Source organism: Corynebacterium sp. MSK122, from assembly GCF_030229435.2.
Lineage (GTDB): Bacteria > Actinomycetota > Actinomycetes > Mycobacteriales > Mycobacteriaceae > Corynebacterium > Corynebacterium marquesiae.
In genome coordinates this window covers 1-14,560 of sequence record NZ_JASPHV020000011.1, presented here as the reverse complement: position 1 = coordinate 14,560, position 14,560 = coordinate 1, and the positions used below count along the sequence as shown (strand labels likewise).

Genomic DNA, 14,560 nt, shown 5'->3' with positions numbered 1-14,560 from the left:
GCCTCTACTATTATCCGCGGCGCACGTGCCGTGCGAGATCGCTTTCCGAGGTGACATAGGAAAGCAGCACCATCCGCGGTCGGCGCTTACTTTGCCCATTTTTCGGTATGTGGATTTGGACTTTTACTGTGTCACAGCTTTCTCTCACCCCCGCCCGCAAGGTTATGGTCATCGCGGGCGCACTCATCGTCGCCGCAACCTGGATTTATCTGGTTCTTCTGCGTCCTACTGATTGGGAATCCGTTGCCGGTTCGACAGAGGCGCTCATTACCCTCGCCGGCTACCTCGTTGGTGCCGCGCTTCTTCTAGCCGGCACCGTTCCGGCACTACCGGCGCGAACCATCGCCATCATCCCGGTAGCGCTAGTGCTCAATATTGTTGTCGGCGAAATTATCGGTTCTATCGGCGTTCCGCTGTATATCGACTCCGTAGGAACAATCCTGGTAGCCGCGCTCGCCGGACCCATCGCCGGATTGGCTACCGGTACATTGTCCTCCGTCGTATGGGGGCTGTTGAACCCTGCCGCTCTGCCCTTCGCCGCCGTGTCCGCCGCCACGGGGTTCCTCTCCGGAGTGGTAATCAAGAAGGGCGCTTTCACTAAGGTGTGGTGGGTCATTCTCAGCGGCGCCATTATCGGAATCATTTCCGGCATGCTCGCCGCACCAGTGGCTGCCTTTGTTTATGGCGGTACCGCAGGTCTTGGTACGGGCGCGGTTGTTTCGCTCTTCCGCGAATTGGGCAATTCCCTCATCGCCTCGGTTACGCTCCAGTCCTTTATTTCGGATCCCCTGGATAAGGCACTGGTCTTCCTCATTGTCTGGGCAGCGGTCAAGGCACTGCCGCAGCGCACCCGAGAATCCCTTCAGCCACGTTAATGCAAGGCCTTCATCCCGCCACCGTTATCACGATCGCGGCCTGCGGCTGGATTCTTACTTTGGCGCTGAATACCCCGGTGGCGTCGGCAAGCGTAGCCCTCATCGCCCTAGTCTGCGGTACTGCCGCTACCCGCAACGCCTCCGTAATTTTGACAACTGTTGCGCTAAGCGCCCCAGCTGCCCTTTCCATGCTGGTCATTCACGCCCCTTACGGTGATGACCCAGTGCTGCCGCTGGTAACAAGCGACGGCCTGGTGCTCGCCGCCACCCTCACCCTGCGGTTCTGCGCCCTCATGGCCTGCTTCATCGCGGCCATGGCAGTGCTGCGCATTGCTGATATCGCCAAGTGGCTGCAAGTTTCGCGCGCTGGCCACAAGGTCGCGTATATCGTCGGAGCTTCCCTGCAAACCCTGCCCCAAGGTGCGCATGCTTGGCGTTGCGTCCGTGAAGCCAACCAGCTCGCCGGCATCACCGTGTCCTGGCGCAATACCATCTCGCGCGTCATTATTCCTGTCATCGCTCGCCTCCTTACCCAAGGAACCCAACGTGGCCAGGCCCTAGCCGCCGTCGGATTCGACCAAGAAGGGCAACGCACCCTCCTGCGTCCTGTTGCCGATTCCATGGTCTCTCGCGTCATACGCCTGGTCATTCCACTAGTTAGCTTTGCGGTGGTGATTACTACATGGATCTAGCCCGCATTAAGCCCACCCCTGGGGCCATTTATCAAGTACTCGTCGAACCTGATACAGCCGTCGAAGACGTTGCCGTGCAACTAGCGGAACACCTATCTACCGAAGCCATTATCGGCACGGATGCCTCAGCACAGATTAGCTTCCTGCGGGAAACTTGCATCGAAGAAGTAGTTTTAGGCCTCGAAAATGCCGGCGTGCCTGCCCCTGAAATGCAGCGGCGCGGGGAGCGAATGCTTCGCGCTGTAGGATTGTCTGACTATTGCGAACATGACCCAACACAGCTATCCGGTGGCCAAACACGCAGGCTTGCGGCTGCCTGTGTCGCCATTCGCGAGCCAGAAGTCATGGTTGTGTGCGAACCTGCAGCCGGGCTAGACGCAAACTCGCGCACGCAAGTGATTCGCCTCTTGCAGGAGTTGCCCGAAACCTGCGTCATTTCTATATCCAGTGCTTCCTGGCCAGAATTGGGTGGGCACATCATAGGAACAGACCCGCTCGTAGCGGCCGTCGACTTACCGCGGGTTTCTGCAAGCCCCCGGACAGGGAGTATCGGTCCGCTAACGGCATGCAGGAGTGCAGCAAAGAAGAAATGGTGGCACTTTTCTCAGCCCCGTGGCACTTCCTTCAGCGTCGGACCGGTAGAAATCCCTATCGCGAAATCTGCGGTTACGTGGCTGCGAGGCGATAATGGCAGTGGCAAGACCACACTCCTGCGGGCTGCTGCTGGGCTCGATGGCGCCGGAGCTGTCCCGAATCCACCCGCTCTTGCCTTGCAATCGCCGTTTGATCAGGCGATATTTCCAACGGTGGAAGAACTCGTCCCCAATGACACCTTGCGCAACCTGCTGGGACTCAATCCGGCAGATCATCCTCTCGATCTACCATCGTCTCGCCTGCGGCTTGCGCAGATTGCCCACGTGATCGGGCAGCAGCGACCGGTGGTCCTGCTCGACGAACCAGAGACCTTGCTTTCAGCTGCCGACCGCTGGCTCATGCACCAAATGATCCACCACGCACTGCAGTCCGGCAGCGCCTTGGTGGTTACTTGTCACGATCCTAAGTTTGTGGCTGAAATAGAAACCTATGCCGAAGTAACGGAAAAGACACTGCCGGCGCAGCAGCTATAAGCGGATACAAAATTGCTCCCGGCTATTTCGAACATCAGCTAAGACGCTGCCGGGAGCAAAAGTAGTTGTATGGGGGTTACTGTGGGCTCACCTGAACACCGCGGATGGATTGCTCTACTAAGTCAAGAACATTTTCCAGCTCCGCGGTATCGCCCAAGGCAAGCCGATTAATGAATCCGTCCATAAATACCTCAAGATAGATGGCTAAGGTATCGATTCCTACATCATCTCGTAGGCGACCCTTATCCGCATTAGATGCCAATCGTGCGCGAACGGCTTCATCACGAACCGATTGATTTTCTTTCCACCGAGCGGCGAACGAGGGGTCAGTGCGTAGCAGGGAAGTGATTTCCAAGCGAGTGGCTAGCCAATCGTGGCGCTCAGGATGGTCGAGCATCTCCCGCATGACTTCTACCAAACCATTTTGAGCCACGACTTCGGCTTGACGAGCGGCATCTTCTTGCGCCAAGGCAAGGAATAGTGACTCTTTGTCACCGAAGTGGTGAAAAATTGCGCCACGCGACTTACCCGTCGCTTGTTCGAGTAGCCGAACAGTCGCTCCCTCGTACCCGTGCTCTGCAAAGCAGCGGCGGGCACCTACGAGAATGTCGTGCCGGCGGCGGCTAAGCTCAGATTCGCTCACGATGGGCATAGCAGGGAACTCTCCTTAATGGGGATGTCTAAAGATTGCTTAATTAGTAATTTTAAATAAGAAATAAAATCGACGTGACGAAACGCGGGGCCGCATTGCCCTTCCTGGGGAGGGCGGTGCAACCCCGCGTTGTCGACTGAACTTAGTCCTTTAGCCCCCTCGGGTAGGCTGAAGGACTGCGCGAAAACGCTTAGTTCTTGACCATCTGACGCAGAACGTACTGCAAGATGCCGCCGTGGCGGAAGTAGTCAGCCTCACCCGGGGTGTCGATGCGAACGTCAGCATCAAACTCCACGGTCTCGCCGGATTCCTTGGTAGCGGTTACGTGGACGGTCTTCGGGATGGAGCCATCGTTGAAGGCGGAGATGCCCTCGATGTCGAAGGTCTCCGTACCATCCAAGCCCAAGGACTCGTGGGACTCGCCTTGCGGGAACTGCAGTGGGATAACGCCCATGCCAATCAGGTTGGAACGGTGGATACGCTCGAAGGACTCAGTGATAACAGCCTTCACACCAAGCAGGTTGGTGCCCTTGGCTGCCCAGTCGCGGGAAGAGCCAGTGCCGTACTCCTTACCAGCAATGACAACGAGCGGAATGCCGGCTTCCTTATAGTTCTGGCAAGCATCGAAGATGAAGGCCTGCGGGCCGCCTTCCTGGGTGAAGTCACGGGTGTAGCCACCGGTGACGTCGACCAGCTGGTTGGCCAGGCGAATATTCGCGAAGGTACCGCGCATCATAACCTCGTGGTTACCGCGACGGGAGCCCAGGGAATTATAGTCCTGGCGGGCAACGCCGTTTTCATCGAGGTACTGCGCAGCCGGGGTACCCGGCTTAATAGCGGAAGCAGGGGAGATGTGGTCAGTGGTGACGGAGTCGCCCAGCTTTGCCAGAACGCGCGCACCCTTGATGTCTTCAACCGGGTTCGGCTCGGTTGGCATGCCATCGAAATAAGGAGCCTTGCGGATGTAGGTGGAATCCTCATCCCACTTGAAGGTCTCGCCCTCCGGCACGTCCAGGTTGCGCCAAGCGTCGTCGCCCTTGAAGACGTCGGCGTAGTCAGCCTCGTACATCTCGCGAGAGATAGCGGACTGGATGGTGTCCTCAATCTCCTGCGGGGATGGCCAAATGTCCTTCAAGAAGACATCGTTGCCTTCCTGGTCCTGGCCCAGTGGCTGTGCATCAAAGTCAAAGTCCATGGTGCCGGCAATGGCGTAGGCAATGACCATGATTGGAGAAGCCAAGTAGTTCATCTTGACGTCCGGGGAGATACGGCCCTCGAAGTTGCGGTTACCGGAAAGGACCGCGGTGGCAGCGAGGTCATTTTCGTTGATGGCTGCAGAAACCTCATCCGGCAATGGGCCGGAGTTACCAATACAGGTGGTGCAGCCGAAGCCGGAGAGGTAGAAGCCCATGGCTTCGAGGTCCTTCCACAGGTCTGCACGCTGGAAGTAGCCATCAACAACCTGGGAGCCAGGAGCGCAGATGGTCTTAACCCATGGCTTGGACTGCAGGCCCTTTTCTGCTGCCTTACGGGCGATAAGGCCTGCGCCCACCATGACGGATGGGTTAGAGGTGTTGGTACAGGAAGTAATGGAGGCAATGGCAACCATGCCGTGGTCCAAGGTGAACTCGCCACCGTTTTGGGACTCAACGGTAATTGGGTTGGAATGACGGCCCTTCGCGCCAGTAGCCGAGGACTCGCCGTGACCCTCACGAGCCTTGTTCAAGCCGCCGGTGACGTCTTCCATAGCCGGAGCGCCGCCTTCTGCGGACATGCGCTTTGCCTCGGCAGTGGATTCGTCAACGCAAACCTCGTCGGTAGTGTAGTTAGCCAGATCCTTGCGGAACTGCTCCTTGGCCTCGGTCAGCAGGATGCGGTCTTGCGGGCGCTTCGGGCCGGCAATGGAAGGAACAACGGTGGACAGGTCCAGCTCGAGGTACTCGGAGTACTTTGCCTCTGGAGCGTCCTCCTCCAGCCACATTCCCTGTGCCTTGGCGTAGGCCTCGACGCGGTCGATCTGCTCCTGCGGGCGGCCGGTGAGCTCGAGGTACTTGGTGGTCTCCTCGTCAATCGGGAAGATCGCAGCGGTGGAACCGAACTCAGGAGACATGTTGCCGATGGTGGCGCGGTTTGCCAGCGGGACAGACTTAACACCGTTGCCATAGAACTCAACAAACTTCTGCACAACGCCGTGTTCGCGCAGCATCTCGGTGATGGTAAGAACGACGTCGGTTGCAGTAACGCCGGTAGGAATCTCACCGGTCAGCTTGAAGCCTACGACCTTCGGGATAAGCATGGATACCGGCTGGCCGAGCATGGCAGCCTCTGCTTCGATGCCGCCGACGCCCCAGCCAAGAATGCCCAGGCCGTTTTCCATGGTGGTGTGGGAGTCAGTACCGATACAGGTATCCGGGTAAGCGAGGCCCTCGTTGTCGAATACAACGCGGGACAGGTACTCGATGTTTACCTGATGGACGATGCCGGTTCCCGGAGGAACAACGCGGAAGTTGGAGAAGTTCTCAGCACCCCAGCGGAGGAACTGGTAGCGCTCTTCGTTGCGCTGGTACTCAATTTCAACGTTCTTTTCCAACGCATCGGTAGAGCCGAAAGCCTCAACGATGACGGAGTGGTCAATGACCATTTCGGCCGGGTTGAGAGGGTTAACCTGATCCGGGGTGCCACCCAGTGCGGAGACGGCCTCACGCATGGTAGCGAGGTCAACAACGCAAGGAACACCGGTAAAGTCCTGCATGAGGACGCGTGCTGGGGTGAACTGGATTTCGGTGTCCGGCTCTGCCTCCGGATCCCAGTTTGCCAAGGCGTTGATGTGGTCCTTGGTTACGTTCTTGCCGTCCTCGTTACGCAGCAGGTTTTCTGCCAGCACCTTGAGGGAATAAGGCAACTTCTCCAGACCGGAGACGGTGTTGATGTCAAAGTAGTCATAAGACTTACCGTTGACATCAAGGGTCTTCTTGGCCTCGAAGGAGTTCAAGCTTTCAGTCACAGGGAGCTCCATTCCTTGTTAATAAACAGTGTGTTCTGTTTGGTACTCGTCGCCAGTCGTCACCGCGGGGCAGTGCTCGGCGCCACTGGTCACTAGTGTGACGCGACGCGACCATGGGGCCCGCTGTGTTGAAGGCGACAAAGAACGCGATGGTTCACCTAGATATTGTAGAGGCTAAAACCTTCGGTCGCTGCCATTGTAACAGTACAAGCGTTCTGTTTTCACCTTTTCTGAAAAATCGGCGAGTTGAGGAAATGGGTTCCCGTGATCTGACCGTATCTTGGGGAGACGAAGTTAGTTTAGGAGCCCTATATAAGGAAGAGATGCATATGGTGCCCGCGGGCGTAGATGTAGCTGATTTGGCAGGTCAGCTCAAAGTGGACGGCGTGGCCTACACGTCCCCAATGCTCAGCCAAGATGCACTGCTCAACGCGGAGGTAGCTCAAGGGTTGCGAGACGGTGACGGTGTGGCCGTGGTTGATGTGATAGCAGATCGTGCGCCTGATGTCCGTGACATTGCCCAAGAGCTCCAAGACGCGACAGGTTTGAATACTGTCATCGTACAAACCCCTCGCCATGTTTCTTCCGTCAGTGACACTTATAGCCGCGCTGACATTGAGTCGGTACAGGCGCAGATCCCGCCTGGAGTTGAACAAGTAGACCTTCTGTCTGAGTACTACAGGGGACTAGACCAAATCAGCTTCCCGGTGGGCCCAGCGGTGGGGGCGGTTGCCGTAATCGCCGTGATTGTATTCGTTAGCTCTTTCCTAGCGGCCGGCCGTCGCACGCCCTAATAGTTGAAAAGGATCTACGGAAATTGGGGGTGCGAGTCGGACGAGTGAAGAAAGCCGGGCGAGAAACGAGGAACTTGGCTTTCCAAAATTGAACAAATGCTCCTCGAAAATTAAGTTTGTTCGAAAAAGTATCGCGTTATTGGGTGAAACTTTTGCGGGCCATTAATGTACGAAAATTTCGGGCAACTGGCCCGAAGGCGTGTACTGAAGGACTCTGGGTGAATGCGGATGGCACAGTTTCGTTCACTCACGGTTTGTTGAAAGAGTCGGTTGTGGATCGGGGGTAGAAGTTCGGTCGGGACTTAGCGTGAATCGGGTACCTAGTTAGGGATCGTGAATGGGGCGGGGGAGTGGTCAAAGTAAACCCTTAGGGGTTGACAACCGGTGGGGGAGTGGTTCAGTCGCCCTAGTCGCGGCCTGGTTGGGGGTTAGTGGAGCGTATAGAACCCCGGGTAGATGGTGACTAAAGTCACAATAACGGGATGGTAACAAAATCATTGCAGGTTAGGTGCACATGTTGAGTCATGTGAATTAACTTGACTCACGTGAATTGCGGGAAAATTGTGCGAAACGGGCGTGTCGTGACGTAAGGTTCGGTTGTCGACTCAGGAGACATTTCTTGCTTCCTGAGTTCATGGGCTTAGCCTTGACTGTCACGAGAGAACTCGCACGGGTATGTGGGGAAGCACGCCTCGAGCGAAAGTTAGAACGTCGAGTGGCCGTTCTTGGGAGTCAATGAACCGGGACCCATCGAAAGTGATTAGGGACGCAGGCAAAGAACTTGAGCGATTGCAATGTTCGAAAAATTACACATCAACCCACCTTCCGTTTATGAGGTGAGACGGGTTCATTAGAACTCCACCGTGTGGAAATTTTGGTGCGAACCTTTATACGGTTAAGGCTGAAGGCCTGTCGTCACAGAAGGTGCGTACGGAGAGGTCCATAGGGATAGGGTCCGGGAACACCGAATCACTCCACAAGGGTCAGCCTCGTGTGGCCTGTTCATGGTTTGTGGCTGCTTGCCCTCGACGGCTCGGTAGTGCTCAAAAGGTTAGACCTTTTGGCCTCCAGTTGGCGCCGCGGCGAGGTCCGCCAGAACCCGTAGAGCAGTTCTCACAGTGCTCAGTGCAACGAAGACGTGATCGGGGCATACGGAACCGCGGGTTGTAAAACGCACCCTGGAGCGTATGTCGCGCGCAGCGCAAGAGTAGAAGTGGATTTAACAGTCCGTGGGACTTTGTTTGAACAGAGGATAGTTGTAGACCATCTGTGTCCGACTTGTCGGGCTCGTGCAAGTAGACCTTTAGGCTTTCTTGCCGGGGTACGAATTGTCTGGATGTCGCTGTTGTGGGGAAACAGTAGCGATTTGAGGCGGCCAAAATTGGCGCGGCAAGTCCACAACTTTCTTTAGTTCCTACATGGAAGCCCTAAGGCTGCTGAGGGTCCACCGAAAGTGCACACCCGGAGTGAAGTCTCAGCCAAAGTAGGCAGTCCATCAATAATTACCGCTCTAGTGTCTGAAGGCACCAGGGGGTTAGCTTCGTGTATCTATTGATACCGACTCGAGGCGAACCTCTGGGCCACCCAAAAAGGCATGCGATAATGCCTGTGTTTGTGCGAAATATGCAGGCGGGGAGCCCGGGCATACCTATGTCCGGAGGTCTTCATGGACCCTCACTAAAGGAGCAGCGTGGGCCCAAACTAGGAGTATTTCAGTGGCCACCATTCGCCTTCCGCGCATTCGACATGTTCGCGCTTTCATTGCTGCAGTAGCAGGTACCGCAGCTATTTCAACACTTTCCACCGTAGCCCCAGCGGGCGCCGATGAAGTATCAGCGCCAAACCCAGGTACGGTCCAGGACCAAAACTCAGACCACGTAGCAATTGACCGTGCGGTTGCCAACGCAGATTCACTGCAGGGCGCTGTAGAGGAATCCCGGGCAGAGCTAGGTCGCGCGGAAGCAGATGTTTCCGCAGCGGAAGACCGTATTGCTCAGATTCGAACCCAATTGGAACAAGTGAACGGCGAGCCGGGGACTAATGAAGAGTATGTTGCCAGCTTGGAAGATGAGCTGCGCCAGGCGGGTGAGGAAAAGCGAGAAGCCGAGAATCGTGTTGCGCAGGAGCGCCGAGAGCTGGCCCAGAATGAAGCGCGACTAAACGCTACCCAGAGATTTGCGGAAGCCACTTTTGCCCGCCAGCAGCAGGCTGCGTCCCAAGGGGAGGTAGCGAGCGGGGTGCAGCTCTCGCAGCAGGATTCTCTTCCAGTTGCCCCAAATCAAGGCGATAATCTTGATTCTAGGCTGTCAACAAATGCTTTCTCGGTCAAGCCTCATGACTTGACGAGAAAGGTCAAGCCGCAAGACTTTACAGATGAGGTAGTGGATCAGGGACCGTCCAAGGTTCCGGGCAGTGCGGACGTTGCCGATGATCCGGAGGATCCATCCGTTGCTGAGCAGGCGAAGACTACTCCAGAAGCGGACTTTGGAAACGCCCTCAATAAGGGTGCAACGCCTACGTTCCAGAACGTCGATTTCGGCACTGGGTCCTCTGTGAACGATGCGCTCGGACTTGCGAATGATATCGCTGCAGCCGTTGATGAGGACGATGTGCGCACCCTCATGCAGGGCTCGTCTGACCTACTAGGTTTGGGCAGCCCGAATACTGCACCTGCCGCCAGTGTTGACGCTCCCGAGGTGGATGAGGTGGCTGAAGTAGAGGAAAGCACCACCGGTGCAGATGCGGGCCGAGACGCTCAGATCGAGGCCGTCATTTCTCGCGCTGAGTCTCAGGTCGGCGTCCCTTATGTGTGGGGTGGCGGCGATAATAATGGTCCTACTGGTGGGCTTCGCGATGGTGGCGTGGCTGATTCCTTCGGGGACTTTGGACAGTCTGGCTTTGATTGCTCGGGGCTAGTCAAGTACGCCTACGCGGCAGCCGGCCTGGACCTTCCTCACTACACTGGTGCGCAGTACCAGCAGGGTAAGAAGGTTCCCCGCGAGAACGCACAGCGCGGTGACCTTATCTTCTACGGACCTGGTGGAAGCCAGCACGTAGCTATCTACCTAGGCGACGGCCAAATGATTGAAGCGCCACAGTCTGGTCAGACTGTTTCAGTAGTTCCGGTTCGCTGGGGTGGCGCTACTCCCGATGTCGTGCGCCTTCTCTAATCTCCAACTTTTGGTTGGTATGGTTTAGGGCATGACTGACGCACAACAGAATGCCCAAAACTTCGACGCCCTCCTCGTTCTTTCTTTCGGTGGCCCGGAAGGAAACGAGGAGGTCGTTCCTTTTTTGGAGAACGTTACCCGAGGTCGGGGTATCCCTCGCGAGCGGCTAGAAGTGGTGGGCGAGCATTATTACCACTTCGGAGGGGTAAGTCCGCTCAATGCACTTAACCGCGAAATCATCGATCATCTCGATGGAGAGCTGAAAAAACGCGGACATAATCTACCGGTCTACTTTGGCAATCGAAATTGGCATCCCTTTGCTAGTGAGACTGCGGAGAAGATGTCTCGGGACGGGGTGCGCAAGGTAGCTGTCTTCGCTACCTCTGCATGGGGTGGGTACTCCGCATGTCGGCAATATGATGAGGACATTCAGCAGATGCGCGAGCATCTGGCGGAGCAGGGTTTGCCGGACATTGAATTTACTAAGATTCGCCAATTCTTCGATCATCCGAAGTTCGTGGCCGAAATGGCAGCCGCTGTCACGGAGGTCTGGGGAGAGGTTCCGGAAGAAAAGAAGAAATCCACTCGCTTGCTATTTACCGCCCATTCAGTTCCCGTTGCACACGATAACGCGGGCGGAGCGGAAGGGGATAAAAACCTTTACTCCCGCCAGGTGGCTGAGGCGTCGCGGTTGGTGGCCGCACGGGCCGGTATTTCTGATTATGACCTTGTATGGCAGTCACGTTCGGGTAATCCCCGCACTCCGTGGCTCGAGCCAGACATTGTTGATCACACCACTGATATCCACCACAACGAGGGCATCGACACGGTCGTGGTATGCCCGATTGGCTTCATCTCCGATCATATGGAGGTTATTTGGGATCTTGATTCCGAGCTGCAGAAGGCAGCCGAAGAGATGGGTGTCAAGGTCCTGCGCACCCGTACAGCGGGTCCGACTCCACGTTTTGCGGAGATGGTTGTTGATCTCATCGATGAACTAGAACAGGGCCGCGAGTGGGAGACCAGCGGGAGTGTCACGGTGCAAGGGTGCACAGTCAATGGTGAGCCGTGTGCAGCGGGGTGCTGCGATATTCGGTCCCGTTAACGAGCAAATTCTCCAAGCGCATAAGACACGCCCGTCATGCGGGCCTGGCGGATGTGACGCCACAAGCGAAGCAATTGTGGATCAAGGCTGTGGTCATTGATGCGGTCAGTGACGGTTTCGATGATCGCGGCTACTCGGTCAGCCCGGGCAAAGAGCTTGGCTGACCGGGCTGGCGTTGAACGGGGGAGCCCGGGGGTGTCATAGAAGTCGCTCAGAGTTCCCACGGTGAGGCGTGGGTTGGGCAAGGCCTCGATGCTATACCCGGTTGCCGCGATGAGCTCGGCGGACTCATTGGTTGCTTGAGAAAGGAGTGCGTCGGCTTCACCGGGGCTTAGCCAGGCGGGCGCGGGGAGCTGCTGCTTTTCGACGACCACTTGCCACGCCGTATGGCTGTGGCGAATGTGGGGGATGAGGACTAAGTTACGCAGGGGATCATTGGTGCGAACTATGATTGCTCCGGTAGAACTTTGTGTAGCCGCGCGATAGGAGTCCGATCCCGCCGGCAATGCAGGCGGCTCGCCTGGCCCGGACAGTGCGAGGCGCACGATAGGCTCTGCACGTACACCGCGATGAGCGGTAAGCTCGGAGGTCTCCGCGCGCAGCATGGCTAACACATCGACGAAGGGGGATTCGTCCAAGCATTCTGGACGTCCGCCTAGTTCCGTAAGCGCGTCCAGCAAGTCATCGGTGGTTTCATGTCCCCACAGCCACGAGCCAAGCCAGACGGCGGTGTTTTGTAAAGGTGACCATACTTCGGCGCGCATATCCATGGCGAGCCAGTCTAGTAGATAGACTAACGGGCCATGAGTTTTGATCCTTATGGCGGAGATATTTTTGCTGGCCACTCGCGGTCGAAGCCGCGCCAGTACCCAGAAGTGCCAGCCGAGCCCGGAATGGTAGTGGAAGTGCGCGGCGATGACTTTGTGGGGGCTGTTATGGGCGTGGATAAAACCGTTTTCGGTGAGGTGGTACGCCTTGAGGATCGCCATGGCGTAGAACGGGTCTTTAACCTGGTTAAAGGCGGGTTTCTAGTGGAAGGCAAGCCAGTAACGCTTACCCGGTACGTCGAAAAGCAGGCTCCCCGTAAGTCCAACTCCGGCTCCCGCCGCGTAGAGAACGTGGAGGCCAAGGTTGCCGCGCCATCGCGCATTTGGGTGGAAGGCGTGCATGATGCCGCCATTGTGGAAAAAGTGTGGGGTCACGACCTGCGTGTGGAAGGCGTGGTAGTCGAATACCTCGAGGGTTTGGACAACTTGGAGGCGCGCCTCGCAGAGTTTCAGCCAGGGCCGGGCCGCAGGGTCGGCGTATTGGCGGATCACTTGGTTCAAGGCTCTAAGGAAACCCGATTAACGGAAACCGTGGGAGAGCATGTCCTGGTGACTGGACACCCCTTCATCGATATTTGGGCGGCGGTAAAGCCGCAGCGCGTTGGCCTGCGTGAATGGCCAGATGTACCCTACGGCGAGGATTGGAAGACCGGTATTTGCCGCCGCGTAGGGTGGAGCGACCCGAAGGATGGGTGGCGTCATGTCTATAACGCCGTACATTCCTTCCGCGACCTAGACTCCAGCCTGATCGGCGCCGTGGAGCGCCTCGTGGACTTCGTTACTACACCTGAGTTGAGCAAGTCCGACTTGCTCTAGGGGTGGGCAAGGTTGGCGCGTTCAATTAGGTTGACGGCCAACTGCCACCCCGCCATCTCCGCGCTCCAGCCGGCCGCCTGGAGGCGTTGCGACATGGCTTGCTTGGAAATTCCTAGCTCTTCGGCGGCCTCATTCTGGTTGAGTCCTGCGCGGACAAGCGAGGTTGCTTCGCGCCCTTCGATGGTGCGCTTGTGCAAAACGTAGCCAAGCAGGGCAAAGGCGGCCGCGATGTCGCTCGCCTCCGAGGCGCGGCCGCGCTTATTGAGTTTGGCGTAGACCTGGCCCATGCGGGCGGACTTCCGCAATGCAGCGGTTGCTACTTGGCGCGCGCCTTCCTCATCTTCCTGGTTGCCGGGGCTAATGCCGATGCCGATGGCCCAGTCGCCGTCGGCAAGCAAGGCCATGACCACGTCGCACACTGCTGTTGCTGAATCAACTACGGCGCAAATATCTTCCACGCCGAGCACGTGGAACTCGCCCACACCATTGAGGGTGGATAGAGCCGTTGCAGAGCGTTGGACCAACTCTGCGCGACGCACGGAGCGGCCCCGGTAGCGAGCGTGGACAGCAAGCACAGAAAATCCTCCTTCAGGAACCAATTGCGAAATAGTCTACCGCTCGTACTTGACTTATGGGCGAGTGGGTAGACGTGAATCCATATACAGCCCGCCCATACCGATGGCGGCAAAAGCTACCATGGCGACAATGATGCTGGGCGAGGTGTGCCCTGTGAGGGCATCGCCGAAGAAGACGCCGAGGGCAGTAGTCGGGATGGAACCGAGGAGGGTGGCCACGGTGAAATGGCTAAGCTTCACGGGCGTTAGTGCGGCAACATAATTCAGGAGACTGAAGGGGACGCCGGCCACCATTCGCAGCGAAGCGATGGCCAGCCAGCCGCGCCGCTCCAAGTGGGCATTGATTTTAAACACTGCGGGGTGAGTTAGGTGCGGCCGGATCCAGTCTCCGAGGAGCGTGCGGACGATGAGGAGCGACAGGGCCGCAGACACCGTCAAGGCGCATAAGGAGAGGGCGAGGCCCTTCCATGGGCCAAAAAGTATTCCTGCGGCTACCGTCCAAAACGTCCGGGGGAATGGAAGCTGCGTAAATATGACATAACCTAGGGTGAAAAGGAGGGGGAACCACGCGCCATAGCGGGTAGAGGCGTCGCGAAGCTGGGACACGTCCGGCAGATCGAAGAAGTAAAGGAGGGTGACGCCGGTGGCGATGGCGGCGAGGACGGCTACCCAACGACGCATCGACCACTGGGAAATTGACCGCCAAGCGGACCGAGCGAGCGATTTGAGGAAATGGCCGAAGCTGCGCGCCCAACTCAAAAGTGTGGTCATGGGGGAGATCGTAGTCCTTGTGGGCGGGCTAAAGGTCAGAAAGTGTGTCTGGGATCGGTGTTTTATAGTCACTGTCCAGTGTGTTTGTTGAAAGTATAGGCTTCACAACCGTATATCGCTGTCCTTGACGGTTAATCCCCGGTGTTTCTACC

The 14,560-nt window shown here is 57.2% G+C and carries 12 protein-coding genes; 7 read left to right on the top strand and 5 right to left on the bottom strand.

What is annotated here, in order from left to right:
* The first annotated feature begins 107 nt into the window (after window positions 1-107).
* Genes QP934_RS06210 through QP934_RS06200 form a run of 3 tightly spaced genes read left to right on the top strand, consistent with a single transcriptional unit; the run spans window position 108 to window position 2,694 of the window.
* On the top strand, window positions 108-875 hold the full coding sequence (locus tag QP934_RS06210) for an ECF transporter S component (RefSeq protein ID WP_340418974.1): 768 nt from the start codon (window positions 108-110) through the stop codon (window positions 873-875).
* On the top strand, window positions 875-1,567 hold the full coding sequence (locus QP934_RS06205; protein ID WP_337887507.1) for an energy-coupling factor transporter transmembrane component T: 693 nt from the start codon (window positions 875-877) through the stop codon (window positions 1,565-1,567). Before QP934_RS06210 ends, QP934_RS06205 begins: the two co-directional genes overlap by 1 nt.
* A complete protein-coding gene (locus QP934_RS06200) occupies window positions 1,558-2,694 on the top strand; it encodes an ABC transporter (protein ID WP_419127089.1) in 1,137 nt (378 codons plus the stop codon). The genes QP934_RS06205 and QP934_RS06200 overlap by 10 nt, the downstream gene beginning before the upstream one ends.
* A gap of 76 nt (window positions 2,695-2,770) precedes the next feature.
* On the opposite strand, the gene QP934_RS06195 is transcribed toward QP934_RS06200, so the two are convergent.
* Window positions 2,771-3,346 (bottom strand): TetR/AcrR family transcriptional regulator, encoded by a 576-nt coding sequence (locus QP934_RS06195; RefSeq protein WP_419127088.1) that lies wholly within the window; start codon window positions 3,344-3,346, stop codon window positions 2,771-2,773.
* 190 nt (window positions 3,347-3,536) lie between these two features.
* On the bottom strand, window positions 3,537-6,350 hold the full coding sequence (gene can, locus QP934_RS06190; protein WP_225746927.1) for an aconitate hydratase: 2,814 nt from the start codon (window positions 6,348-6,350) through the stop codon (window positions 3,537-3,539).
* 254 nt (window positions 6,351-6,604) lie between these two features.
* On the opposite strand from can, the gene QP934_RS06185 reads away from it, so the two are divergent.
* From QP934_RS06185 to QP934_RS06175, 3 genes are all read left to right on the top strand, one after another.
* Complete coding sequence (locus QP934_RS06185) at window positions 6,605-7,144, top strand: DUF6676 family protein (RefSeq protein ID WP_419127087.1); 540 nt, start codon at window positions 6,605-6,607, stop codon at window positions 7,142-7,144.
* 1,715 nt (window positions 7,145-8,859) lie between these two features.
* Window positions 8,860-10,314, top strand: coding sequence for an NlpC/P60 family protein (locus QP934_RS06180; RefSeq protein ID WP_419127086.1), 1,455 nt, complete (start codon window positions 8,860-8,862; stop codon window positions 10,312-10,314).
* Window positions 10,315-10,345: 31 nt separating this feature from the next.
* The gene (locus QP934_RS06175) at window positions 10,346-11,419 is read left to right on the top strand and encodes a ferrochelatase (protein WP_419127085.1); all 1,074 of its coding nucleotides are present in this window, start codon (window positions 10,346-10,348) and stop codon (window positions 11,417-11,419) included.
* Here QP934_RS06175 and QP934_RS06170 read toward each other — a convergent pair.
* Window positions 11,416-12,189: a hypothetical protein gene (locus tag QP934_RS06170; RefSeq protein WP_419127084.1), complete on the bottom strand. Its 774-nt coding sequence runs from the start codon at window positions 12,187-12,189 to the stop codon at window positions 11,416-11,418. The two genes, QP934_RS06175 and QP934_RS06170, sit on opposite strands and share 4 nt — an antisense overlap.
* Before the next feature lie 33 nt (window positions 12,190-12,222).
* On the opposite strand from QP934_RS06170, the gene QP934_RS06165 reads away from it, so the two are divergent.
* On the top strand, window positions 12,223-13,062 hold the full coding sequence (locus QP934_RS06165) for a DUF3097 domain-containing protein (protein ID WP_200435636.1): 840 nt from the start codon (window positions 12,223-12,225) through the stop codon (window positions 13,060-13,062).
* Here the strand turns inward: QP934_RS06165 and QP934_RS06160 are convergent.
* Both QP934_RS06160 and QP934_RS06155 read right to left on the bottom strand, forming a co-directional pair.
* A complete protein-coding gene (locus tag QP934_RS06160; protein ID WP_419127083.1) occupies window positions 13,059-13,637 on the bottom strand; it encodes a MarR family transcriptional regulator in 579 nt (192 codons plus the stop codon). The genes QP934_RS06165 and QP934_RS06160 overlap by 4 nt on opposite strands.
* Before the next feature lie 54 nt (window positions 13,638-13,691).
* The gene (locus QP934_RS06155; RefSeq protein WP_419127082.1) at window positions 13,692-14,408 is read right to left on the bottom strand and encodes a TVP38/TMEM64 family protein; all 717 of its coding nucleotides are present in this window, start codon (window positions 14,406-14,408) and stop codon (window positions 13,692-13,694) included.
* Window positions 14,409-14,560 lie beyond the last annotated feature (152 nt).